The organism is Streptomyces sp. NPDC047886 (assembly GCF_043204435.1).
Taxonomy (GTDB): Bacteria; Actinomycetota; Actinomycetes; order Streptomycetales; family Streptomycetaceae; genus Streptomyces.
Genome location: NZ_JBIDCF010000007.1, coordinates 256,708 through 280,896 on the forward strand (window position 1 = coordinate 256,708; position 24,189 = coordinate 280,896).

Sequence of the window (24,189 nt, forward strand, 5' to 3'; positions counted from 1 at the left end):
GTTCAGTCTGTCAGCAGCGGCAGCAGCTCCGGGAGGTGTCCGTCGGACCGCTCGGCCGTCCGCCGCCGCTCATCGGGCACCTCCCCGTACAGGGTGGTGCGGGGCCGGGACGGGCGGCCCGCCGCGTCCGCGATGGCGACGAGGTCCCGTACGGACTTGTACGAGCCGTAACGCGACCCGGCCATCCGCGAGATGGTCTCCTCCATCAGGGTGCCGCCGAGGTCGTTCGCGCCCGAGCGCAGCATCTCCGCCGCGCCCTCCGCGCCCAGCTTCACCCAACTGGTCTGGATGTGCGGGACGTACGGGTGGAGGAGCAGCCGCGCCATCGCCGTGACCGCGCGGTTGTCGCGGACCGTCGGCCCGGGGCGGGCGATGCCGGCCAGGTACACGGGCGCGTTGGTGTGGACGAACGGCAGCGTCACGAACTCGGTGAAACCGCCCGTCTCCCGCTGGATCCGGGCCAGCGTCCGCAGATGGCCGAGCCAGTGGCGGGGCTGGTCCACATGCCCGTACATCATCGTGGACGACGACCGGATGCCGAGTTCGTGCGCGGTCGTCACCACCTCGATCCAGGTGGCCGCGGGCAGCTTGCCCTTGGTGAGGACCCAGCGCACCTCGTCGTCCAGGATCTCGGCGGCCGTGCCCGGGATGGAGTCGAGGCCGGCCTCCTTGGCCGCCGTCAGCCATTCACGGATCGACATGCCGGTCCTGGAGGCCCCGTTGACGACCTCCATCGGCGAGAAGGCGTGCACGTGCATGCCCGGCACCCGCGCCTTCACCGCGCGTGCGATGTCGAAGTAGGCGGTGCCGGGCAGGTCCGGGTGGATGCCGCCCTGCATGCACACCTCGACCGCGCCCACGTCCCACGCCTGGGCGGCCCGGTCCGCGACCTGGTCGAGGGAGAGCGTGTAGGCGTCGGCGTCGGTCCTGCGCTGGGCGAAGGCGCAGAACCGGCAGCCGGTGTAGCAGACGTTGGTGAAGTTGATGTTGCGGGTGACGATGTAGGTGACGTCGTCGCCGACGGCCGCCTTCCGTACGTCGTCGGCGATCCGGCACAGCGCGTCCAGGGCGGGCCCGTCCGCGTGCAGCAGGGCGAGGGCCTGGTCGTCGGTGAGCCGCGTCGGATCGTCGGCGGCCACGGCCAGCGCCGCCCGTACGTCGGTGTCGAGCCGCTGCGGGACCATGCCGGGCGCCGCCGCCTCGCGCAGCGCCTCCCAGTCCCCGTACACGACGTCGAAGTCGGCGCGGCGGTCCCCGGTCCGGCCCTCCGTGTCGATGGTGCGGTGCAGGTCGGTGCGGCCGGACGGCACGGTGAACGTCTCGTCGGGCTCCTGCCACGGCAGCCCGGCCGGGACCGCGTCGGGACGCGCGAGACCCGTCTCCGGGTCGGCGAGCGCGGTCACGTGCGGCAGCAGCCGCGGATCGAGCCACGGCTCGCCGCGCAGCACGAACTCCGGGTACACGCACAGCCGTTCGCGCAGCTCGAACCCGGCGGCCGCGGACCGCTCGGCGAGCACGTCGATACCCGGCCAGGGCCGCTCCGGGTTGACGTGGTCGATGGTGACCGGTGACACCCCGCCCCAGTCGTCGATACCGGCCCCGATGAGCCGCCCGTACTCCTCGTCCACCAGGTTCGGCGGCGCCTGGAGGCACGCGGACGGGCCGAGCAGGTGCCGGGCGACGGCCACAGTGGCGACCAGGTCGTCCAGTTCGGCGTCGGGCATGCCGCGCATCGCCGTGTCCGGCTTGGCGCGGAAGTTCTGGATGATCAGCTCCTGGATGCCGTGGTGGGCGCGGGACACCCTGCGCAGCGCGAACAGGGACTCCGCCCGCTCCTCGTACGTCTCACCGATCCCGATGAGCAGCCCGCTGGTGAACGGCACCGACGACCGCCCGGCGTCCTCCAGCACCCTGAGCCGGACGGCGGGTTCCTTGTCCGGGGACCCGTAGTGGGGGCCGCCCGGCTCGGACCACAGCCGGGTCGCCGTCGTCTCCAGCATCATGCCCATGGACGGGGCGACCGGCTTGAGCCGCTGGAAGTCCGTCCACGACAGGACGCCCGGGTTGAGGTGCGGCAGGAGGCCCGTCTCCTCCAGGATCCTGATCGAGACGGCCCGCACGTACGCGAGGGTGTCGTCGTAGCCGTGCGCGTCGAGCCACTCGCGGGCCTCGGGCCAGCGGTCCTCCGGCTTGTCGCCCAGCGTGATCAGCGCTTCCTTGCAGCCGAGCGCGGCACCCGCGCGGGCGACGTCGATGACCTCGTCCGGCGACATGAACATCCCGTGCCCGGCGCGCCGCAGCTTGCCGGGCACGGTCACGAACGTGCAGTAGTGGCAGGTGTCCCGGCACAGCCGGGTCAGCGGGACGAACACGCTCTTCGAGTACGTGATGACACCGGCGCGCCCCGCCGCCTCCAGACCCGCGTCCCGCAGCCGGGCGGCCGAAGCGGCGAGCGCGTCCAGGTCCGCGCCGCGCGCCCGGAGCAGCACGGCCGCCTCGGCGACGTCCAGCGCCACCCCGTCGCGGGCGCGCTTGAGTGCGCGGCGCATGGCGTTCTCGGTCGGTCCGTTCCGGGTTCCCGTGGAGGTCATTCCCCGAGGATACGAGGGGCCGGAAGGGCGCGTGCCGGGCTCGGCGCGCGCCCTTCCGGCCGGCAACCGTCAGAGGTACGCGGCGTACTCGTCCAGGACGTTCAGCACCTCCGCCTCGTCGCCCGGCGGGAGCTGCAGCACGACCTCGCGGACACCGAGGCTCGCGTAGTGGTCGAGCTTGCCGGGGGTCGGCCGCACGGCGTACGGGACGACCTGGAGCAGCTCCGGGTCCCGGCCGGCCTTCTCCCACGCGGCCCGCAGCACCGGCAGGTGCTCGGTGAGACCGCGCCCTCCGACGGGCATCCAGCCGTCGGCGTACCCGACGACATCCGCGAACAGCCTCGGCCCGGCCGCGCCCCCGAGCAGGATCCGGGGCGCCCCGCCCGCCGGCTTCGGATGCGCCAGCGAGGCCCGCACGGACCCGAACTCGCCCTCGTACGGCGTCGGTTCCGGCTCCCACAGGGCCCGCATCAGCGCCATCCGGTCGCGGACCAGGGAACGGCGGGTCGCCCAGTGGACGCCGTGGTCCTCGGCCTCCTCACGGTTCCAGCCGAGTCCGACGCCGAGCGTGAGACGGCCGCCGCCCGTCAGATGGTCGAGAGTGGCGACCTGTTTCGCGAGGCCGATCGGATCGTGCTGGGCGACCAGCGTCACCCCGGTGCCCACCGCCAGCCGTTCGGTGACCGCCGCGGCCTGCGCGAGCGCGACGAACGGGTCCAGGGTGCGGCCGTACTCGCGCGGCAGCTCACCGCCCGGCGGATAGCCGGACGCCCGCTCGACGGGGATGTGCGTGTGCTCCGGCACGTACAGCCCGGCGAACCCGCGCCGCTCCAGCTCGCGGGCGAGCCGGACCGGGGTGACGGTCTCGTCGGTGAGGAAGATCGTGGTGGCGATACGCACGAGCGTGCCCTCCTACGGGTTGGTCTCGATCCGGACGGCGGACCGTGCCACCGCCCACGGGTCCCGACCCGGCCGGCCCTACACGGGTCCCGACCCGGCCGGCAGCCGACGGGTCCCGGCCTGGACGACCGCCGACGGGTCCCTGCCTGGACGACCGCCCGCAGGACGGTCCGACCGGTGGCGCCCTCAGGACGTCCGGCCGGGCGCCCGCGAGACGGCCCGGCCGGCCGCCCGCCGGACGTGGTCCGCACGACCGCCTGCGGGTACGGCTCCGGACGGCCGCCGACGGGTCTTACTCTGGATGGCCGCCGACCGTCCCGGCCCCTGGAAGGACCGTACCCATGTCTGCCTCCCCCGGCCCGCACTCGGTGGACCGCGCGCTGCGGATCCTGGACCTGGTGGCCGACGCGGACGCTCCGGTCACGGCGAAGGCCCTGGCCAGACGGCTGGACTGCGCCCTGTCGACCGTCTACCACCTGCTGGCCCCGCTGACGGCACGCGGCCACGTCGTCAAGGCGGCCGGCGGCGGCTACGCGCCCGGCCCCGGACTCGCCGCGCTCCACCGGTCGTTCCAGCGGCACGTGGGGATGCCGACGGGCGCGGGCGAGGCCCTGGCCCGGCTGGGGCGGGCGACCGGTACGGACGCGTACTTCACCGCGTACCGGGACGGCGTCATCACCGTGGTGGACAGCACGGCGCCCGTCACGGCCACCGGCCACCCCTTCACCCCGGGCCCCGAATCCCGCGCCCACGCCACCGCCCACGGCAAGGCCCTGCTGGCGGGCCTCGGCCGGGCGGAGCGCCGCCGCTACCTCACCGACCACGGCATGGCCCGCCTCACGCCCCGCACGATCACGACGCCCGACCGCTTCGAGGCGGAGGTGGCCCGGGTGCGCGCCCAGGGCGTGGCGGTCTCGGTGGGCGAGGCCGACCCGGCGTACACCTGCCTGGCGGTCACCCTGCCGGGCGGTGACGGCGCGGTGGGGCACGCCCTGTCGGTGTCGCTCCCGACGAGCGACATCCGCCGCCGGGAGGGCGCGCTGCGGGCGGCGCTGCGGGCGGCGGCGGCCGGTTTCCCGACGGCCTGTCGGACGACGGCGCCCACGCCGCGCTCCGACGGCTTTTCCGACCCTGCCGGAATGAGCGGCGGGCGCCCTGGAGGCACCGGGGCGGTCTCCCGCACCCTAGGGTCATGATCTTCATAGCCGTCCGCTTCACCGTCCGCCCCGAGCGGAGCGACCAGTGGCCGACCCTGGTCGACGACTTCACCCGCGCCACCCGTGCCGAGCCGGGCAACCTGTTCTTCGACTGGTCCCGCGACACGGAGAACCCGCACCGCTACGTCCTGCTGGAAGCCTTCGCCGACGCGGAGGCCGGCGCCGTCCACGTGGCGTCGGCCCACTTCAAGGCGGGCCTGGAGGCGATGGCGGGCGCGATCGCCACGACCCCGGAGATCATCCACGTCGACATCCCGGACGCCCGGGGCTGGAACCTCATGGCGGAACTGAGCCCCGACCCGCAGAACCGGCCCGCCGGGGCCGCCGGTTAGGCTCACGGCCGTCGAACAGCAGCGAACAGGGGGCGCGCGCCATGGGCGGGACGGTCACAGCGGTCAGCAGCAACGCGGAGTACGGGTTCACCAAGCCGAACCGGGACAGCGTGACCCTGCTCGCCGGGCTCGGCGTGGAGGGCGACGTCCACGCCGGTGCCACCGTCAAGCACCGCTTCCGCGTGGCCCAGGACCCCACGCAGCCCAACCTGCGTCAGGTCCACCTCATCCACGAGGAGCTCTTCGCGGAGGTCGGCGGTGCCGGGTTCGACGTGAAGCCGGGACAGCTCGGCGAGAACATCACCACCCGTGGCATCGACCTGCTCGGCCTGCCGACCGGAACACTGCTCCGCTTCGGCCAGGACGGCGGCGCGGTCGTGGAGGTCACCGGCCTGCGCAACCCCTGCCGCCAGATCGACGACTTCCAGGACGGGCTGATGAAGCGGCTCGTCGGCCGCGACGAGGACGGGAACCTGTTCCTCAAGGCCGGGATCATGGGCATCGTGCGGCACGGCGGCGTGGTCCGGCCGGATGACCCGATCGAGGTGCTGCTCCCGGCCGAGCCGCACCGCCCGCTGGAGCGCGTCTGACACCGCCGGGGGCCGGTCGGTCCGCCACACCGGTGACACCGGGGAGCGGCCGTTGACGGCGGTGAGACCGGATGTCAGTCGTGCACGGTGGTGACAGCCGACATCAGTCGTGCACGGCGATGACACGCGACATCAGTCGTTCACGGCGGTGAGCAGCACGGCCGCGTCCGTCACGGCGGTCAGGCCGTGACGCTCGGGCGGGATCAGATAGAGCGCGCCCATCGTCAGCTCCTCCTCGCCGGTGGCCGTCGTCACCTTCACCGCCCCCCGCAGGACCTGCAGCGACGCGGCGGGCGGCGCGTTGTGCTCGTCCAGCGACGTGCCCGCCGTGAGCGCGATGATGCTCTGCCGCAGCGGCTGGTCCCGCAGCAGCAGGTTCGCGCTCCGCCCGTGCGGGCTCTTGTGTGCTTCGGCCAGGTGTTCCTCGGCGATCGCGTTGAGGTCGTACATACGCTCCACCATGCCCCGCCCCGCCGCCGCCCGCATGCCCGGGACGCGCTCGGTGTGGCGCGGTGGGTTCAGGCGGTGACCTTGGCCGTGAAGGCGTCGAGGTTGGCGGCGGCGCGGGCGATCTTCTCCGCCACCGTCAGGGTCTCCTCGTGGCGCCCGCTCCGCAGCTTCGGCTGCCGCTTGCCCCTGATGTACAGGGAGCAGGCGAGGTCGGCGCAGACGTAGACCCCGACCGTGTTCCCCTCCCGGCCCTTGGCGCCCGCGAGCGGGGCGACGAGGAGGGAGACGCCCGATGCGGCGTGGCCGGTCAGGCAGATCTGGCAGACGCTCGACCTGACGGCGCTGGTGCGGCTCGCACCCGGTACGCGGAGGGTGAGGCCGATCGGGGAACCGTCCGCTCCCGGCCGCACGATGTGGGCCCGCAGCGGGGCGCCCGGGTCGATCCAGCCGAGGAAGTCGAGGTCGTCCCAGGGGAGTTCGGCGAAGTCCACCGGCAGCTTCAGACGGGCCGCTTCGCCCTTGGTGCAGTTCACGAAGGACGAACGGATCTGTTTCTCGGTCAGTGGATCCATGGACGGGACGGTACGGGCGGATACGGACCCGGGTCATCCGATTTTCCCCGGCCACGGGGAGCGGTCAGTGGCCGGTGCGTACGGCCCGGTCGTCCCCGACCCCGTGGGGGTCGGCCGGGGCGACGGCCGCGTACGTGGCGCGGGCCTGGACGGTGCGGGGGTCGTCGGGGCCGGCGACCCGCTCCAGGGTGGCGATCAGATCGCCGAGCACCCGGGCGGCCTCCTGCGGGCGGTCGGCCTCGTGCAGGAGGGAACCGCGGAGCTGGCGGTAGTAGAGCAGGTGCGGGTCGTCGTCGGGGAGGCTCAGGGCGGCGTCCCTGGCGGTGGCCTCCGCGAGGTGCGCGGCCGTGTCGATACGGTGCCGCCACGCCAGGTCGTTGGCCGCCGCGCGGGCGCGGTGCGCGGCGTTGCGGGCCTCGACGGCGAACCGGGCCCGCCGCCAGAGGCCCTCGCGCGTGCGGGCCGTGCCGTGGGCCGGGTTGGCGAACAGGGCGAGGTCGCCGCCGGGGGCGACCGTGCGCAGCAGCGGTTCCTCCTTCCCGGCCGCCGCCAGCGACACGGACACGCGGCGGTGGAGGGTCGTGAGGTCGAGGTGCTCGGGCCCGTCGGGGACGCCGGTGCGCAGGAGGTCCAGCAGGGCGCCGGTGAACACGGTGGGTTCGCCGGGCCGGTCGGTGTTGTAGTCGGCCTGGCGGCGGGCCTCGGTGGCCGTCAGCAGGTGGACGCGTTCGGCGTGGGCGGCCTGCAGCGCGGTGCCCGAGAAGCAGCAGTCCAGGACGGCGACGCGGTGCCGCGCCGGTACCTTCCGCATCGCCGCGAAGACCTCGGCGACCGGCAGGGACGTGGCTCCGGAGCGCGGGGAGCGGTCGATGGTGCCGGGCAGGGCCAGGCCCACGTGGTCCTCGCCCCGGGGCACGACGCCGTGTCCGGCGAAGTAGAAGAGGAGTACGTCGAGTTCCTCGCCGTTCGCGCCCGGTGTGCCGTCCGGGCGGTGCAGCAGCAGGTCGAGCACATCGGTACGGGTGTGCGGGTCGACGCGGGTCAGGACGCCCGCCGGGGTGAAGCAGCCGCCCGGCCCGGTCAGCGCGTCCGCGAGCCCCGCGATGTTGCGCGCGACCTGCGGGATGGATGTCAGGTTGCTGGGGTGGACCTGGGCGGCCGTCCCGGTGAGGACGGCCAGCGCCCGGCTCCTGCGCGGGCGCACGGCCGCCCAGCCGGCGCCCCAGCCGGCCTCGGGGGGTGGAGCGGCCGGGGTCGGGGCCGTCAACGTCCCGTCGTCTCCTGGTCGTCGGCCGTCGTCGCCGCCGTCGCCGCCGTCGACGTCGTCGTCGTGCCGTCGGCGAACTCCTCGAAGCGGCGTACGGCGTCGTCGAGGTTGCCCTCCGTGGCGGTGATCTTCCGGCTGCTGCCGTCCGGCCGGGTCACCTCGAAGGTGACCGGGCGGGCGGACGCCCGCTGCCCCAGCCAGTAGCCGAACGCCCCGACCGCCGCCGTGATCACCGGTTCGACCGCGCCGAACAGTTCCACGGCAGTCGCGAGGCCGCCCATCTTGCCCGGCGCTGCCTCGGCCATGACCAGGCGGACGGTTCCGCGCAGTTCGTCGTCGTCCTCGTACCAGTCGGCCACCTCGCGGACGAGCAGGTTCACCTCCTCGGGCGGCGCGTCGAAGGTGATGGTGAGCCGGTTGTCGGTCATGCGGTACCCCCGTGTCGGTGATGGTCTGCGGTGAAGTCCGGCGGTTCCGGGAAGGGCACCCCGCCGGGGCCCGGAGGCGGTGGCGGGGCGGACGGCGCGGGGGACGGCACGTCGCCGCCCGTCGTACGGAACAGCGCGCCGTGGCCCGGTACCTCGTACGGCAGCCGGAACGCGGCGGACACCTCTGCCGCCACCACCCGGTCGGCGAGCATCCGCTCGAAGGGGCCGAGTGGGAGCGGTACGTCCTGCTGGTGGACGCCCGGCAGCCAGGTGTCGTGCAGGGTGGTGAACGCGTGCCAGCCCTGCCGTACTTCGGCCGGGTCCCGTACGGGGCGGACGACGGCGCCCGGCCGCGGGCGCTCGCCCGGGGGTGTGGGTCCTGAGACGGTGGCGGCGACGAGTTCCGGCAGGCCGGGCGGGAGCGGCCGGTCGGCGGCGAGCGTGATCCGTACGCGGTGGGCGGCTTCGGCCGCCGCGCTGCCGAGCAGCCACTCGTAGAACGCGGCGGCGTGCGCGGCGAACGGCACGGCGGGCTCCTGGCGGCCGAGCGCCGGGTTGAAGCGGCCGGGCCTGGCGAGCGCGTGGTACTCGTGCAGCAACCGCCGTACGGCCTCGGTGTGGTGGCCGTACCAGGGGGCGGGCTCCAGGCGGACGGCGAGGACGGTGGTGCCGGGCGTGCGGGCGAGTTCGGCCCACAGCGGCTCCCAGCTCATCGGCTCGGTGGAGAACGGCTCCACCGTCACGCCGACGGGGAACGCGGCGTCCGACCGCTGCATGGGCGCCCAGGTGAGGCGCTTGCGTACCTCCACCAGGTGGGCGGCCCCGTCCGGTAACGGGCGCAGTACGCGCGCGATCTCCGGGCCGGTCAGCGGTGCCGTACGCACATGGCGGGGCAGCGCCGCCAGGCCGGCGCGCAGCCGTTCGGCCGAGGCCCGTGCCCGCTGCGGATCCGGTCCGTGGGCCCGGCCGAGCAGCACGCACGTGAGCCGCCCGTCGTCGCCCCCGTCCCGGTCGCCGGCCGTGCAGCGCAGTTCCCAGCAGCGGCCGTCGTCCGCCCAGTGCCCGGTCAGCCAGGCCCGTTCCCGGCCCACGACCTGTGCGCGGCGCTGCTCGTCGGGCAGGCCGACGGCGGCCGCGTTGTTGGCGATGGACGGATCGGGTTCCAGCCGGACCCCGGTGTAGCACCAGGCGGCACCGGGGCCGGTCAGCAGGAGGAACGGGTCGGGCGCACCGCTCAACGGTTCGGGCCCCGGTGGTCGTCCACCCCGCCGTCGCCGGGCACGGGCGGCCGCGGCGGAGGCGGCGCCGCCGGCATGGGCGGCACCGGTTCGGCGCCGGCCGCCGGGTAGGGCGCGGCCGCCGGGTAGGGGGCGGTGGCGGGCGCCGCCGCGGGGAAGGCGGGCGCCGCCGGATACGACGGCTGGTTCGGGATCTCCGCCGACGCGGCCGGGTCTGCCTTCCGTACCGACACGCGTTCCTGCTGCGCGTCGTCCAGGGCGACCATCAGCCCCTCGCGGCTGGCCATGTGCACGGCTTCCCGCATGGCGCGGGCCCGTTCGCTCCGCAGGATCTGCTGCTCGATCTCGTTCTTGCCCGACAGTCCCGCGAGGACGTCGCGGAGGAACTGCCCGATGAGTTCATGGCCCCGGCGCGAACGCCACATCATCCAGCCCAGGTAGAGGCTGCTGCCGTAGGCGAAGACGGAGATGTAGGCGGTGTAGCCGCGTTCCCTGAGGACGAGGCGTCCCTCCTCCTCGCCGATCCGCACCGGGAAGCCGCGCGCGGCGAGCACCTTGCGGATGCCCTGGTACGCCAGGTCCTTGCGTCCCTCCCGCTCGGCGAGCAGCACCCGCCACTCCGCGATCGGCTCGGCCTCCTTGGCCAGGAAGACCAGCAGCCAGAACGCCACGGTCGCGGCGATGGAGACGATCGTCATCCAGCCGACGAACGCCTCGAAGCCGCCGGCCAGGACGAGCAGGCCGACGATCATCCCGGCGCCGAAGACGAGCACGGAGAACGCCAGGGCCTGGCCGAACAGCCGGAAGAGCCGGGAAAAGGTGACGCTCTCGTTGAGATGCGTCTCGATGTCGGAGAAGCGGATCGTCTTGTCGAGATAGGCGGCGTTCCCGTCGCCTCCTCGCCATCCCGGAATGGGATTCTCCCGACCTGTGAACATGATCAGCCCCCTTCTGTCACGTCGCGTCATGTCGTGTCACGTCGTGTCACGTCGTGGCGCGCAGGCTGACCAGCGTCCCACAGGCACGGCGCGGACCGAAGGGGAAAAGGGCAATCGCCTCCGGTCGTGCGACGGCGTGCGTTCCGCCGCCGCCGGAGGCCGGACGCGCCGCCGCGCGGCCGGGGGATCCCCGGCCGCGCGGACGAGCAGGTGAGGCGACGGGGCGTCAGTCGGCGACGACCAGCGCCGGGGTCTCCTTGGTCAGGACCTCGCCCCGGAAGAACGCCGGGCTGCGGCGGTGCATCCAGGCCATGAGGGCCACACCGACCAGCAGCAGGCCGACGCCGATCACGAAGACCGAGCCGATGCCGAAGACCGACGAGCCGCTGCCGTACGCCGGGTCCCACATGTCCTTGAGGGTCTGGGCGAAGACGGCCGTCAGCATCAGGCCGCCGAGGCCCGGCAGGATCCCCTTGACGAACAGGTCGCGGACCGAGCGGCGCAGTTCGCGGCGGAAGAACCAGACGCAGGCGAACGCGGTGATCGCGTAGTAGAAGCAGATCATCAGGCCGAGCGCGTAGATGGTGTCGACGAGGACGTTCTCGCTCACCAGGGTCATCACCGAGTAGAAGACACCGGTGGCGACACCCGCGACGATGGTGGCGCGGCCCGGGGTCTTGTGGACCGGGTGGACCGTGGCGAAGGCGGGCGGGAACGCCTCGTACGTGGACATCGCGAGGGCCGTGCGGGCGACCGGGATGAACGTGGTCTGGAGGCTGGCGGCGGCCGACGCGAGCACGGCGACGAACAGCAGGATGCCGAGCCCGGAGCCCATGATCGGGCCGGCGAGGGTGGCGAAGACGTTGTCGGAGGTCTCGGGGTTGCCGAGGCCGAGGCCGGTGTCGCCGATGCCGGCGTACATCTGCACGGCGATGGCGACCATCAGGTACGAGGCGACGATGACGACGATCGCCAGCAGGGCGGCGCGGCCGGGCGTCCGGGCGCTGCCGACGCTCTCCTCGTTCACGGAGAGGCAGGTGTCCCAGCCCCAGTAGATGAAGATCGAGAGGGAGAGTCCCGCGGTGAAGGCCGCGAAGGACTCGACGCCGAAGGGGTTCATCCAGGACCAGGAGAAGTCGAGGGAGCCCGCGATCTCGCCGGACTTGGACACGGCCATGACGGCGAAGAGGACGATGACGGCCAGCTGGAGGCCGACGAGCGCGTACTGGAGCCACTTGGTGGCGGTGATGCCCCGGTAGCTGACGATCGTGGCGGCGGCCACGAAGGCCAGGGTGGTGAGGATGTGGACGGCCTTGTTGCCGTCCAGGGCCGCGATGGCCGGGCTGCCGGTGATCTCACCGGCGGTGAGCCAGAAGAAGGAGGTGGCGACACCGGCCAGGTTGGACAGGACGACCACGGTGGCGACCAGCAGGCCCCAGCCGCACATCCAGCCGACCTTGGGGCCGAACGCCTTCACCGACCAGGTGAAGGAGGTGCCGCAGTCCGGGATGGCCCGGTTGAGCTCGCGGTAGGCGAAGGCCACCAGGAGCATGGGGAGGAATCCGGCGAGGAAGATCGCCGGCATCTGGAGCCCGACCTCGCCGACCGTGGGGCCGAGGGTCGAGGTCAGACAGTAGACAGGGGCGACAGTCGAGATGCCGATGACGGCACCACCCATCAGCCCGACGGAGTTCCCGCCGAGTCCCTTGGTGCGAACACCACCGCTCTCGCCTGTCGCGGTGACGTCCCTTACCGTGTCTCCGGCCTGGGGCCGCGCTTCCACCTGAGTCATGGGTCAGGACGTTAGGTGCTGCGGTTTCCACATCCGGAGGATCGAACTCCGCGATCTTTCCCTTCATTTGGCCGGGACGAACCGGACGCTCGGCAAGGAAAGAAAGATCGGTTGAGCGGTGAACCAGGTGTTTCACGGGCGCATGGACCGGTGTTCGATATGCGGGAATCGCAGCCCTGCCCGAATTGCCCGTTTGAAAAATTTCCCGTGCTTGTTTTTCCAGTGTTCGCCCTCCGTTTTCCGGCCGCTCCCCAGGCCGGGCCGGGGAGGGGGCCGGGCCCGCCCTCACCCGGGCCACACCACCGCCTGCAACTCGCCGTACGCGGCAAGGGCGTACGAGCCGACGTCCCGCCCCACCCCGCTCCGCCGGAACCCGCCGAACGGCGCCTCCATGTTCCGCCCGACCGTGTTCACACCGACACCGCCCGTCCGCAGCCGGCCCGCCACCCGGAACGCGCGGGCCACATCGCCGGACCACACGTAGTCGATCAGGCCGTAGTCGCTGTCGTTCGCCAGCGCGACGCCCTCGTCCTCGTCGTCGAAGGGCACCACCACGACCACCGGGCCGAAGATCTCCTCCCGCACCACCCGCATGTCGCCCGTACACCCGGCGAGCAGGGTCGGCGCCACATAGAAGCCCCGCTCCACGGCCGGCCGCCGCCCGCCCACGACCACCCGCGCCCCCTCCTTCCGGCCCAGCTCCACATACGCCTCCACCCGGTCCCGGTGCGCGGCCGAGATCACCGGCCCGACGACCGTCCCGGGCGCCGCCGGGTCGCCGACCGGCAGCCGCGCCGCGTACCCGGCCAGCCGCTCGACCAGCCGGTCGTGGACGCCCCGCTGTGCGATCACCCGCGTCGGAGCCGTACAGATCTGCCCGCTGTAGAAGGAGAACGTCGTCCCGATGCCCCGGACCGCCGCGTCCAGGTCGGCGTCGTCGAAGACCAGCGCCGCGCCCTTCCCGCCGAGCTCCAGCAGCTGCCGCTTGACGTCCCGCCCGCACACCTCGCCGATGCGGCGGCCCACGGCGGTCGACCCGGTGAAACTGACCATGTCGACGTCCGCCGACCCGACGACCGCCTCCCCGGCCTCCGGCCCCGAACCCGTCACGACGTTCACCACACCCGGCGGCGCACCGGCCTCCTGCAGGACGCCGGCCAGCGCGTACACCGACAGCGGGTCCTGCGGGGCCGGTTTCACGACGACCGTGTTGCCCATCGCCAGCGCCGGGGCGATCTTCCCTGCCGGATTGGCCCACGGGTTGTTGTACGAGGTGACACAGGCGACCACGCCGACCGGGCGGCGCACGGCGACCGCGCCCATCACGCTCGCCGGCCCCATCGGGCCCGCCGCGGTGACCTGCGGCGGCAGGGCCTCCTCCACGGGCTCCAGGGCGCCCTTCGCGTACCGCCGGAACCGGGCGGCCGCCACCGCCACCTGCATGCCCCTCGCCGTCGCGGTCGTCGCGCCGCTCTCCACGCGGGCCAGCCGGGCATGGGCGGCGGCGTCCCGGGCGATCAGATCGGCCGCCCGGTCCAGGACGGCCGCCCGCTCCTCGGGCGCGGTCCGCGACCAGGCCGCGAACGCCTCCCGCGCCGCCCGCGCGGCCTCCGCCGCCTGTGCCCGGCTCGCCTCGGGGGCGAGCCCCACGACCTCCTCGCTCGCCGGGTCGATCACCTCGTAGTGACCGCCGTCGGGCTCGACCCACTCACCGCCCACGAACAGCCGCACCGGCTCTCCCTGCCCCGCCGGTCCCGCCGGTCCCGCCGGGCTCACCGGGTCGACACCGTCGTCGTGTCCCGCCCGGACCGCAGCACCCGCCCCGGCACCGCGCCGGTGACCGCGTCGTCCCTTACGGTCTCCACACCGTTGACCCGTACGGACACGATCCCGACCGCCCGCGAGTCCAGCCGGGGGCTGTCCCCCGGCAGATCACGCACCAGCGTCGCGGGCCCCGCGTCGATCCGCTCCGGGTCGAACAGCACCAGGTCGGCGTGGTAGCCCTCGGCGACCCTCCCCCGCTCGCGCAGCCCGAACAGCCGCGCCGGGTCGTCGGTGAGCATCCGCACCGCGTCCTCGAGACCCGCGAGCCTCCGCCCGCGCAGACAGTCGCCCAGGAACCGCGTCGTGTACGGGGCGCCGCACATCCGGTCCAGGTGCGCCCCCGCGTCCGAGCCGCCCAGCAGGACGTCCTCGTGCCGCCACGTCTCGGCACGCAGCGCCCACGAAGCGGCGTCGTTGTCGGCGGGCATCGGCCACAGGACCGTACGGAGGTCGTCGCCGGCGCAGATCTCGACGAGGCACTGGAACGGGTCCTGGCCCCGCTCGGCCGCGATGTCCCCGACCACCCGGCCGGTCAGCCCCTCGTTCGCCGCGCTGTAGGTGTCGCCGACGACGTACCGGTCGAAGCGGGCGAGGCGCCGGAAGATCCCGGCCTCGTCGGAGTCAGCGCGCCGCAGCATCTCGCGCCGTACGGCCGGGTCGCGCAGCCGGGCGATCCGCTCGGCGACCGGCAGCCCCAGCACGTCCCCCCACCCGGGAATCAGGTTCAGCGCGCAGAACGTCCCCAGGGACATGTTCATGGGCGTGAGGATCGGCATGGTGAGGGCGACGATCCGGCCGCCCGCCTTCCGCGCCCGCTCGCTGGGGACCAGCTGCCGGGGCACCCGCTCCGGCACCGCGGCGTCGATCGTCAGGACGTTCCAGTTCAGGGGCCTGCCCGCCACGGCGCTCAGCTCGACCAGCAGGTCGATCTCCTCGTCGGCGAACCGGTCGAGGCACCCCGAGACGATCGCCTCGATCTGGGTGCCCTCGTGGTCGCCGACGGCCCGGCACAGGGCCAGCAGCTCCTCGGGGTCCGCGTGCCGGGACGCGACGGGCTGCCCGTCGCCGTCCGAGTGCGTGGTGGACCGGGTGGTGGACAGTCCCCAGGCCCCGGCGTCCATGGCGTCCCGCAGCAGCCGCACCATGGCCTCGACCTGGTCGCCCGTCGCCGGGCCCGCGACGGCGCCCGCGCCCATCACGTACCGCCGCAGGGCGCAGTGCCCGACCATGAAGCCCGCGTTGACGGCGATCCGGCCCTCCAGGGCGTCCAGGTAGTCGCCGAACGTGTGCCACGTCCACGGCGCGCCCTCCTCCAGGGCGACCAGGGACATGCCCTCGACCTTCGCCATCATGCGGCGCGTGTAGTCGGCGTCCTCGGGGCGGCCGGGGTGCAGCGGCGCGAGGGTGAAGCCGCAGTTGCCGCCCGCCACGGTGGTGACCCCGTGGTTCATGGAGGGCGTGGCGTACGGGTCCCAGAAGAGCTGCGCGTCGTAGTGCGTGTGCGGGTCGACGAACCCGGGCGCGAGGACGAGGCCGGTGGCGTCCTCGCCCGGCCCGTCCAGCGTGCCGGGACCGGCCACGGCGGCGACGCGCCCGCCCCGCAAGCCCACGTCGGCGGTACGGGCGGGAGCGCCGGTCCCGTCCACGAGGGTGGCGCCCCGGATCACGTGATCGAACATGACGTCCCTTTCCTCGAAGAGATGGCCCCGGTCGGGGGCGCCACGGCCGGCCGCAGCCGCGCCGCCCCCGACCGGGCCGGTACGGAACGACGGCCCGGGAAGCCGCCGCCCCGCGTCGTGGGCCGCCCCGTGTTCCTCGGCCGGTCCGGCCGGTCGGGCGGGCGGTCGGTCGGTCGGTCAGTCAGTCAGTCAGAGGCTCGGTCCATCGGATGTGGGTCCGTCGGAGGTGGGTAGGTCGGAGGTGCGTCCGTGTGCGTCCGCCGGAGGTGGGTGGGTCGGGGCCGCTCCGGGCTCACCTCCTCGGGGTCGGCGGCCTTGGCTGCACGGTCTTGGGAACCGTTCCGGCGCCGCCGATCCCCTGCGGGGGCGACCCTGCGCGGCCCCTTTCCGCCGTCGGACGGATCAGGCGCTCGCGGCCTGGCGGAGCCGGGTGGTGCGGTGCACGGGATCGGTGTCGATCTTCGGGATGACGTGTTCGCCGATCAGCCTGATCGTCGTCATCGTGTCCTCGTACGAGATCCCGATCGGCAGCCCGAACGACAGCTGGTCCGCGCCCGCCCGCTCCCACCGCTCGCACTGGCGCAGCACCTCGTCGGGGTCGCCGCAGATCATCAGCTCCTCCGCGATGAGGAGTTCGATGATCTCCTCGGTGTACTCGGGGAGCAGTTCGGGCCATTCCGGGATCCCGTCCGGCCTGGGGAACGTGTCGTGGTAGCGGAACAGCAGCGACTGCAGGTAGTTGAGCCCGCCGCCCACGGCGATCCGGACGGCCTCGGCGTGCGTCTCGGCGCAGATCGCGGTCGAGGTGACCATGACGTTGTCGTTGACGAAGGCCCCGACCGGCTCGGCGTCCTTCACGGCGGTCTTGTACGACTCGACGACCCATTCCATGTCGGAGACCTTCTGCACGCTGAAGCCGAGCACCCCGAGCCCCTTGCGCCCGGCCATCGCGTACGAGGACGGAGACCCGGCCGCGTACCACATGGCGGGGTGGGCGTTCCCGTACGGCTTGGGCAGGATCTTGCGCGGCGGCAGCGACCAGTGCGTGCCCTGGAACCCGGGGTACTCGTCCTGGAGCCACATCTTGGGGAACTCGGCGATGGTCTCCTCCCAGATCTCCTTGGTGTGGTTCATGTCGGTGATGCCCGGCAGGAACCCGAGGATCTCGTGGGAGCCCGCGCCGCGCCCCGTCCCGAACTCGAACCGGCCGCCGGAGAGGTGGTCGAGCATGGCGACCTTCTCGGCGACCTTGACCGGGTGGTTGACGGGTGCGAGCGGGTTGAAGATGCCGGACCCGAGGTGGATCCGCTCGGTGGCGTGTGCCAGGTACCCGAGGTACACGTCGTTCGCCGACAGGTGCGAGTACTCCTCCAGGAAGTGGTGCTCGGAGGCCCAGGCGTACTTGAACCCGGACCTGTCGGCCTGGACGACGTACTCGGTCTCCTCCATCAGCGCCTTGTGCTCCGCCTCCGGGTCGGCCCGCATGCGGTCGGCCGGTACGTATCCCTGTACGAAGAGCCCGAATTCCACGGAGGTCACCATCCCGAAACGAATCTGATGCACCGTCAGACGACGCACCGACTGTCGCACCGCACCCCACCGAGGTCAAGGCGTAGAGCTGACGGCTCGTCAGATAATGCTGACCCCCGCCAGCCACCCCCCGTCGATCACGAACGGCTGCCCCGTGATGTACGACGAGTCGTCGCAGGTCAGGAAGAGCGCCAGCGCCGCGACCTCCTCCGGCCTGCCGATCCGCCCCAGCGGCACCAGCGACCGGTACAGCTCGGCGACAGCGGCGGGATCGACCCCGTCGGGGTTGCTCATCGGGGTGTCGACGGCGCCGGGACAGACCGCGTTGACGCGGATGCCCCTGCTCGCGAGCTCGACCGCGGCGACCCGGGTCAGCCCGAGTACCGCGTGCTTGGTCGCGGCGTACGCGCCGACCCCGGCCATGCCGGTGAGGGCCGTGTACGAGGCGGTGTTCACGATCGTGCCGCCGCCCGCCGCCTCGATCTCGGGCGCCACTGCTCTGATCCCGAGGAAGCAGCCGACCTGGTTGACCTGCACGACCTCGTGGAACTCGGCCAGGGGCGTGGCGACCAGCTCGTTGAACCGCAGGATGCCCGCGTTGTTGACCAGGCCGTCGATCCGCCCGAAGGCGTCCCGGGCGACGGCGACGGCCGCCGCCCAGTCGTCCTCCCGGGTCACGTCGAGCCGGACGTACCGCGCGGTCCCGCTCCCCAGGTCCCTCGCGAGGGCCTCCCCCCGCTCGTCCAGCACATCGCCGATGACCACCCTGGCGCCCTCGGCGGCGAAGAGCCGCGCCTCCTGCTCGCCCTGACCGCGCGCCGCTCCGGTGATCACCACCACGCGTCCGTCGAGTCTTCCCACCACGGCCACCCCCTACAGATGCGGAGCCACGTCGGCGGCGAACGCCGCCATCTGGTCGATGAGTTCCGTACGGCTCCGGGACCGGAACCGCACCTGGATCTGGTCCACGCCCATCGCGGCGTACGCGCGCAGCGAATCGGCGAGCGCGTCGGGCGCGCCGCGCAGGGTGGGCCGCCCGACGTCCCACCCGGCGGCACCCACGTACAGGGGCTCGGTGATCGCCCCCACGACCAGGGGCGTGTCGATGCCGGCCGCCTCGCGCAGCCGCCGTACCGTCGCGATCCGGCCGGGCATGCGGTGGCGGGGATCGCCCTGCGGCAGCCATCCGTCACCCCGGAGCGCGGCGCGCCGGAGGGCGGCGGGCGACGAGCCGCCGACCCAGAGGGGCACACGGGGCTGGGCGGGCCGGGGCCGTTGCCCGAGGTCCTTGAACGCGAACCGCCCGCCGGTGAACTCCGGGAACTCCTCGGGCCCGAGGGCTGCCCGCAGGGCGTCGATCGTCTCGTCGAGCAGCGCGCCGCGCCGCGCGAAGTCGGCGCCGAGCGCGTCGAACTCCTCCTGGACGTGTCCGGCGCCGACGCCGAGGATCACCCGGCCGCCGCTGAGGTGGTCGAGCGTGGCGTACTGCTTGGCGGTGAGCAGCGGGTGGCGCAGCCCGACGACGGCGACATGGCTCAGGAGCCGTACGCGGGCGGTGACGCCCGCGAGGAACGCGAGCGTGGCGACCGGGTCGTACCAGACGGTGGACATGGCCCCGGCGAGCCGCCGGGGGATGGCGACATGGTCGCAGACGGCGACGTAGGCGAAGCCGTGCCGGTCGGCGGCGACGGCGACCGCGGCCAGGTCCTCGGGGCCTGCGCCGGCCTCCCAGGTCTCGGCGTAGACGGTGCTCTGCGACTGGACGGGCAGCTGCATCCCGTGAAGCACGATGGGGACCCCCTTCTCGGAGGCCCCCATCGTGATACCTGACACCCCGTCAGACAAGCCCGCGCACGCGGTCTCCGTACGGGGAAGGCTCAGCCGAGCAGCGCGTAGACGGTGGAGGCGCGGGCCGCCGCCTCCGTCTCCCCCTCGGCCGTCATCACGACGTCCACGAACGCCATGCGCTTGCCGAGCTTGGTGATCCGCGCCTCGACCAGCACGTCGGCGCCGGCCACGGCCCGCTGGAAGCTGGTCGACTGCTGCACGGTCGTCATCGGCACGAAACCGCCCCGGGCCGATGACACCGCGATCACCGTCGCGGTGTCCGCCGCCGCCATCAGCGCCTGCCCCGAAAGCCCCCCGCCCTCCCGGGCCAGCCGCGCGTCCCACGGCAGCCGCAGCAGCGCGTGCCGGTCGCCCGCCTCCTCCACGGACAGGCCGAGTTCACGCACCCAGGGCGCGAAGTTGTCGGCGAGGATCTTGTCGGCTTCGGCGAGCGTGAGCGTCATACCGCGATGGTGCCGCGTACGGTGGCCCCGCACCAGAACGCGGGCCGGTCCACGCCCCCTCAGGCCGACAGATCACCCGGGTCGGTGTTGGCCCCGCACAGCACGACGGCGACCTTCTCGCCGTCGGCGGGGCGGTACGCGGTCAGTCCGGCCAGCGCCGTGGCGGCGGCGTGCTCCACCGCGAGGCGGTGGTCGTCCCACAGCGCCCGCCGGGCACGCACGATCGCGCTGTCGGGGACGAGCACGGACCGCACGTCGTACCGCTGGGCCGCGTACAGCGCCATCGGCGTCACCCGGCGGGCGCCGAGGGAGTCGGCGGCGACGGACTCCACCCGGACGTCGACCACCTCGCCCGCCTCCAGGGCGGCGTTCAGCGCGCGGCAGTGCTCCGGCTCCACGGCGACGACCCGTACCCCGTGGTGGTGCGCGGACGTGGCCACCCCCGCGAAGAGCCCGCCGCCGCCGACCGACACGACGACGGTGTCCAGGTCGGGCAGCAGCCGGTGGACCTCCTCCATCAGCGTGCCGGCCCCGGCGGCGATCAGTGGATGGTCGTACGCGTGCGAGGCGAGCGCACCGGTGTCGGCGGCGAACTCCGCGCACGCGGCGAGCGCCTCCGCGTACTCGGCGCCGACGAGCCGCACATCGGCGTCGTACGACCGCAGCCGGGCCACCTTCACGGCGGGGGCGTTCGCGGGCAGGAACACCGTCGCCCGGACGCCCTGCCGTTGCGCGGCCCACGCGCAGGCCAGCCCGGCGTTGCCACCGGAGGCGATCGTCACGCCCGCGTCCGGCAGCGCGCCGGCGTCGCGGTGGGCCCGGATGAAGTTGGCCGCGCCACGGGCCTTGAACGTGCCGGTGTGCTGGAGGAACTCCAGCGCGAACCAGAGCCGGGCGCCGTCGCCACCGGCCGGGGCGACGACCATCGGGCGGACGTCGCCCTCGATCCGGTCGGCGGCGGCCTTGACGTCTCCATGGGTGAGGTGCGGCTCGTGGGACACGGGGTACGGGCTCCTTCTGCGGGGTCAGGACCAGACGATCAGCTGGCCGGTGGTGGTGAGGCCGAGGAAGAACGCGAACGCGATACGCCGTCCCGCGCCGCGGTTCGCCTCGACGGCGTGGAAGTTGGCCGGGTTGAACAGCAGACCGTCCCCGACGTGCGGCGGGAGGTCGACGCGCTGGCAGCCGTCGACGGCCGCGCCCCGGTAGCCGTACGCCTCGCGGTGCTCCTCGTCGGAGGGCTCCCAGCGGTGCCGCCACACCGTGGTGGCACCGCCCGCGTCCGGCACGGCCACATAGACGTTGAACGCCAGCTGGGCGACGGTGTCCTGGTCGAACAGGCCCTGCGGGAACTCGCGGTTGATGTCGTCGAAGTGCATGAGCAGCCCCGCGTTGATCTCGCGCAGGGTGCCGCCGAAGACGGCACGCCCGCCGATCGTCGCCGGGACGACGGCGGCGCCCCAGGCCGCCCCGAGCAGGCCGAGGGAGATCGCGACGGGGTCGGGGCGCATCCCGGCCCGGTTCCAGTCCGCCCGCGCGGCCTCGGCGTCGGGCCAGTAGCGGTCGGCGTCGAGTTTGCCGTCGGGCAGCCGGTAGTCGTTGAGCGCGGGCCCGAACCGCATGACGGGCGTCGGCACGCGGGCCGGGTCGTAGGGGGCGGTGGCCACCCGGTCCAGCGCCCGCACGGCGGCCTGGCAGGTGGCGGCGTCGAGGAACCCCGGGACGCGCACGGCGGCGAGGGTGCCGGCCGCGAGATTGGCGAGATGCCGGTCGGTGAAGACCGGCGCGTCCACGGCGGTGAACAGCGGGTCGAGCGCTGTACGGGCCATGTCGGCTCCTCCGTTCTCTCCGGAGAGTCGCGCGCTCACGACGATACGCCGACCGCCCTTGACCTGCATGTCCGGCCACGGCCCTACGGCCGGGCGATGGCCGCGACCGGGGCTCCACGGGACCGCGCCCGGCCGGGCGGCCCTCTCGTACTCGAGCGACCCCACGCGGAGTGCGTGCGACGTCAGGGAATGCCGCGGGTGTCCGTCTCGGACCACACGCGGGCCTCCGCGAGGATCCCCTCGTCGCGACTGCTGCTCACCGACACGATGGTGAGCACCGCCGTCCGGCCGTAGATCGTGCGGATGCAGACCACGGAACCCCGGTCCACCTCCACCTGGCCGACGCCCTGGGTCGAGACCAGTTCGGCGCACTCGGCCCGGGTGGGGGCCTCGGAGCCCTGCCACAGCGCCAGGTTGGCCTTGATCCAGTCGCCGCCGTACAGGACCGCAGGGTCGGTCTCGCCCAGCCAGACGTCCCGCAGGTAGTCGCTCTTGACCGGCGGGTCCTCGTCGAGCCGGGGGCCGTCGTCGCCGAAGCGCAGCCTGCCCTCCCACCGCACCCGGTCCGCCGTGGTCGGCACGGCCGGGAGGTCGGGGGACGCCGAGGGCGAGGCCGTCGGGAGCGGCGCCGTCTCGGGGGCGAGGGCAGGTCCTGTCGGGTCGGGCGCGTCCGTCGCCGGGGCGGAGGCGGAGGGCGTCGCGGGCCCCGGCCGGGCGGCGCCGGACGGGCTCTCCCGGCCGCCGGTCACCTGGAGCACCACCAGGATCGCCCCGGCCGCCGCCGCGAGCACCACGGACAGGACGCCGGCGACCACCGACCACACGCCCCGCCAGGGCCAGACGTGCTGCACGAACTGGTTGTTCCCGTCGCCGACCTGCGCGTGCGAGCCGTGGAAGCGGAGGTCCTGGCGCCCTCGGGAGTCCTGCCCCGGGGCCTGGTTCACCGTCGGTGCCCGATCTGGTTCCACTGGGCGTTGCCGTCCCCGATCTGGACGGCGGAGTGGTGGATCTCGGTGATGTGGACTCCGCCCGGGTTTCCGCCGCCGCCCTGCGCGGCCCGCTCGTCGAGCAGGGCCCGCACCTCGGCGGCGACGGCCGGGCGTTCGCCTTCCGGCAGGCCGGCCAGCAGGCCGGAGAGCCGGTCCCGCCACCATGCCTCCTGGCGGCCCCGCTCCGCGTCGGCCATGGCCGGGCCCGCTGCTCTGAGGGCCGCGTCCGTGCGCAGCAGGTCGAGTTCCACGGCGTCCGGGCCGACCCCGGCGGGGCCGAGGGCCCCTGCCACTCCGGTGCGCAGACCGTCCCAGGCCGGCGTGCCCGCCGCCTGGCCGACCGCCGTCACCAGGTCCGCCGCCAGCGCCGCCAACGACTCACCAAGCATCGTCATCCCCCTCGGTCACGTGCCGGTGCGGGCATCGTATGGCGCGCCCGGGGCCCGCACCCCGACTTCGGGAGATCCCGTGAAGGGCTCTTCACACGCCGGGCCACAGCCCGTCGGGGGTGAGCCCGAGCAGGTCGATGGCGTTGCCCCGGACGATGCGTTCGACGACGTCCGGCGGCAGGTGGCCCATCTGCGCCTCGCCGACCTCCCGGGACTTGGGCCAGGTGGAGTCGGAGTGCGGGTAGTCGGTCTCGTAGAGGACGTTGCCGACACCGATCGCGTCGAGGTTCCGCAGGCCGAAGGCGTCGTCGAAGAAGCACCCGTACACGTGCTCGGCGAAGAGTTCGGAGGGTGGGCGGTGGACCTTGTCGGCGACGCCGCCCCAGCCCCGGTTCTCCTCCCAGACGACGTCGGCGCGTTCGAGGATGTACGGGATCCAGCCGATCTGGCTCTCCGCGTACATGATCCGCAGGCCGGGGAAGCGTTCGAACTTGCCGCTCATGAGCCAGTCCGTCATGGAGAAGCAGCAGTTGGCGAAGGTGATGGTGGAGCCGACCGCGGGCGGGGCGTCGGCCGATGTGGACGGCATCCGGCTGGAGGAGCCGATGTGCATGGCGACCACCGTGCCGGTCTCGGCGCAGGCCGCGAGGAACGGGTCCCAGGCGTCGGTGTGGATGGACGGCAGGCCCAGGTACGGGGGTATCTCGGAGAACGCGACGGCCCGTACCCCGCGTGCGGCGTTGCGGCGGACCTCGGCGGCCGCCAGGTCCGCGTCCCAGAGCGGGATCAGGCACAGCGGGACGAGCCGGCCGCCGGCGTCGGGGCCGCACCACTCCTCCACCATCCAGTCGTTGTACGCGCGGACGCACAGCAGGCCGAGTTCGCGGTCGCCGGCCTCGGTGAACGTCTGGCCGCAGAAGCGGGGGAAGGTGGGGAAGCACAGCGCGGACTGGACGTGGTTGACGTCCATGTCGGCGAGGCGGTCGGCGACGTCGTACGAGCCGGACCGCATCTGCTCGTAGGTGATGACCTCGAGCCTGATCTCGTCCCTGTCGTAGCCGACGGCCGTGTCGAGGCGGGTCAGCGGCCGGTGCAGGTCCTCGTACACCCACCAGTCGCCGATCGGCCCGTCGTCGCCCCGCCGGCCCATGACGGGCGCGAACCTCCCGCCGAGGAAGGTCATCTCCTTCAGGGGTGCCCGGACGACGCGCGGGCCGGAGTCGCGGTACTTCGCGGGGAGCCGGTCCTGCCAGACGTGGGGTGGCTCCACCGTGTGGTCGTCCACCGAGATGATCCTGGGGAAGGTCGGGGTGGTGGTTTCCATACGGTTCACCGTACCGCCG

General features: G+C 73.5%; 23 protein-coding genes. 3 read left to right on the plus strand and 20 right to left on the minus strand.

Going from position 1 to position 24,189, the window contains the following annotated elements; all coding sequences use genetic code 11:
* Positions 1–2: 2 nt before the first annotated feature.
* Complete coding sequence (locus ACGF5U_RS23955; protein WP_392715192.1) at positions 3–2,591, minus strand: bifunctional FO biosynthesis protein CofGH; 2,589 nt, start codon at positions 2,589–2,591, stop codon at positions 3–5.
* Positions 2,592–2,660: 69 nt separating this feature from the next.
* A complete protein-coding gene (locus ACGF5U_RS23960) occupies positions 2,661–3,491 on the minus strand; it encodes a TIGR03619 family F420-dependent LLM class oxidoreductase (protein ID WP_392715193.1) in 831 nt (276 codons plus the stop codon).
* A gap of 341 nt (positions 3,492–3,832) precedes the next feature.
* Between ACGF5U_RS23960 and ACGF5U_RS23965 the strand changes: the two genes are divergently transcribed.
* Genes ACGF5U_RS23965 through ACGF5U_RS23975 form a run of 3 tightly spaced genes read left to right on the plus strand, consistent with a single transcriptional unit; the run spans position 3,833 to position 5,630 of the window.
* The gene (locus ACGF5U_RS23965) at positions 3,833–4,687 is read left to right on the plus strand and encodes an IclR family transcriptional regulator (protein ID WP_392715194.1); all 855 of its coding nucleotides are present in this window, start codon (positions 3,833–3,835) and stop codon (positions 4,685–4,687) included.
* Positions 4,684–5,040 carry a putative quinol monooxygenase gene (locus ACGF5U_RS23970; RefSeq protein WP_392715195.1) on the plus strand — a complete coding sequence of 119 codons (357 nt, stop codon included), beginning with the start codon at positions 4,684–4,686 and terminating at the stop codon, positions 5,038–5,040. Before ACGF5U_RS23965 ends, ACGF5U_RS23970 begins: the two co-directional genes overlap by 4 nt.
* 41 nt (positions 5,041–5,081) lie before the next feature.
* Positions 5,082–5,630, plus strand: coding sequence for an MOSC domain-containing protein (locus ACGF5U_RS23975; protein WP_392715196.1), 549 nt, complete (start codon positions 5,082–5,084; stop codon positions 5,628–5,630).
* Positions 5,631–5,762: 132 nt separating this feature from the next.
* Here ACGF5U_RS23975 and ACGF5U_RS23980 read toward each other — a convergent pair whose 3' ends face one another.
* From ACGF5U_RS23980 to ACGF5U_RS24065, 18 genes are all read right to left on the minus strand, one after another.
* Positions 5,763–6,080, minus strand: coding sequence for a cupin (locus ACGF5U_RS23980; RefSeq protein ID WP_392715247.1), 318 nt, complete (start codon positions 6,078–6,080; stop codon positions 5,763–5,765).
* A gap of 68 nt (positions 6,081–6,148) precedes the next feature.
* Complete coding sequence (locus ACGF5U_RS23985) at positions 6,149–6,652, minus strand: FBP domain-containing protein (RefSeq protein WP_392715197.1); 504 nt, start codon at positions 6,650–6,652, stop codon at positions 6,149–6,151.
* A 64-nt stretch (positions 6,653–6,716) separates the two neighbouring features.
* Positions 6,717–7,919: a caspase family protein gene (locus tag ACGF5U_RS23990; protein ID WP_392715198.1), complete on the minus strand. Its 1,203-nt coding sequence runs from the start codon at positions 7,917–7,919 to the stop codon at positions 6,717–6,719.
* On the minus strand, positions 7,916–8,347 hold the full coding sequence (locus ACGF5U_RS23995) for a hypothetical protein (protein ID WP_392715199.1): 432 nt from the start codon (positions 8,345–8,347) through the stop codon (positions 7,916–7,918). Before ACGF5U_RS23995 ends, ACGF5U_RS23990 begins: the two co-directional genes overlap by 4 nt.
* Entirely contained in the window at positions 8,344–9,585 is a 1,242-nt protein-coding gene (locus tag ACGF5U_RS24000) for a hypothetical protein (RefSeq protein WP_392715200.1), read from the minus strand. The genes ACGF5U_RS23995 and ACGF5U_RS24000 overlap by 4 nt, the downstream gene beginning before the upstream one ends.
* A complete protein-coding gene (locus ACGF5U_RS24005) occupies positions 9,582–10,523 on the minus strand; it encodes a hypothetical protein (RefSeq protein WP_392715201.1) in 942 nt (313 codons plus the stop codon). The genes ACGF5U_RS24000 and ACGF5U_RS24005 overlap by 4 nt, the downstream gene beginning before the upstream one ends.
* A gap of 226 nt (positions 10,524–10,749) precedes the next feature.
* On the minus strand, positions 10,750–12,315 hold the full coding sequence (locus ACGF5U_RS24010) for an APC family permease (RefSeq protein WP_392715202.1): 1,566 nt from the start codon (positions 12,313–12,315) through the stop codon (positions 10,750–10,752).
* A 285-nt stretch (positions 12,316–12,600) separates the two neighbouring features.
* On the minus strand, positions 12,601–14,046 hold the full coding sequence (locus tag ACGF5U_RS24015; RefSeq protein ID WP_392715203.1) for an aldehyde dehydrogenase family protein: 1,446 nt from the start codon (positions 14,044–14,046) through the stop codon (positions 12,601–12,603).
* Between the two features lie 41 nt (positions 14,047–14,087).
* On the minus strand, positions 14,088–15,818 hold the full coding sequence (locus ACGF5U_RS24020; protein ID WP_392715204.1) for an amidohydrolase family protein: 1,731 nt from the start codon (positions 15,816–15,818) through the stop codon (positions 14,088–14,090).
* Between the two features lie 402 nt (positions 15,819–16,220).
* On the minus strand, positions 16,221–17,348 hold the full coding sequence (locus ACGF5U_RS24025; RefSeq protein WP_392715205.1) for an LLM class flavin-dependent oxidoreductase: 1,128 nt from the start codon (positions 17,346–17,348) through the stop codon (positions 16,221–16,223).
* A 99-nt stretch (positions 17,349–17,447) separates the two neighbouring features.
* Positions 17,448–18,209: an SDR family NAD(P)-dependent oxidoreductase gene (locus ACGF5U_RS24030; protein ID WP_392715248.1), complete on the minus strand. Its 762-nt coding sequence runs from the start codon at positions 18,207–18,209 to the stop codon at positions 17,448–17,450.
* 12 nt (positions 18,210–18,221) lie between these two features.
* Positions 18,222–19,139 (minus strand): TIGR03619 family F420-dependent LLM class oxidoreductase, encoded by a 918-nt coding sequence (locus ACGF5U_RS24035; RefSeq protein ID WP_392715249.1) that lies wholly within the window; start codon positions 19,137–19,139, stop codon positions 18,222–18,224.
* Positions 19,140–19,225: 86 nt separating this feature from the next.
* A complete protein-coding gene (locus tag ACGF5U_RS24040) occupies positions 19,226–19,639 on the minus strand; it encodes a PaaI family thioesterase (protein ID WP_392715206.1) in 414 nt (137 codons plus the stop codon).
* 59 nt (positions 19,640–19,698) lie between these two features.
* A complete protein-coding gene (locus tag ACGF5U_RS24045; RefSeq protein WP_392715207.1) occupies positions 19,699–20,640 on the minus strand; it encodes a serine/threonine dehydratase in 942 nt (313 codons plus the stop codon).
* A 24-nt stretch (positions 20,641–20,664) separates the two neighbouring features.
* Positions 20,665–21,468 carry a proline hydroxylase gene (locus tag ACGF5U_RS24050; RefSeq protein ID WP_392715208.1) on the minus strand — a complete coding sequence of 268 codons (804 nt, stop codon included), beginning with the start codon at positions 21,466–21,468 and terminating at the stop codon, positions 20,665–20,667.
* Between the two features lie 182 nt (positions 21,469–21,650).
* The gene (locus ACGF5U_RS24055; RefSeq protein WP_392715209.1) at positions 21,651–22,412 is read right to left on the minus strand and encodes a hypothetical protein; all 762 of its coding nucleotides are present in this window, start codon (positions 22,410–22,412) and stop codon (positions 21,651–21,653) included.
* Positions 22,409–22,852 carry a hypothetical protein gene (locus ACGF5U_RS24060; RefSeq protein WP_392715210.1) on the minus strand — a complete coding sequence of 148 codons (444 nt, stop codon included), beginning with the start codon at positions 22,850–22,852 and terminating at the stop codon, positions 22,409–22,411. Before ACGF5U_RS24060 ends, ACGF5U_RS24055 begins: the two co-directional genes overlap by 4 nt.
* 85 nt (positions 22,853–22,937) lie before the next feature.
* On the minus strand, positions 22,938–24,170 hold the full coding sequence (locus ACGF5U_RS24065) for an amidohydrolase family protein (RefSeq protein WP_392715211.1): 1,233 nt from the start codon (positions 24,168–24,170) through the stop codon (positions 22,938–22,940).
* Between the last annotated feature and the right edge of the window lie 19 nt (positions 24,171–24,189).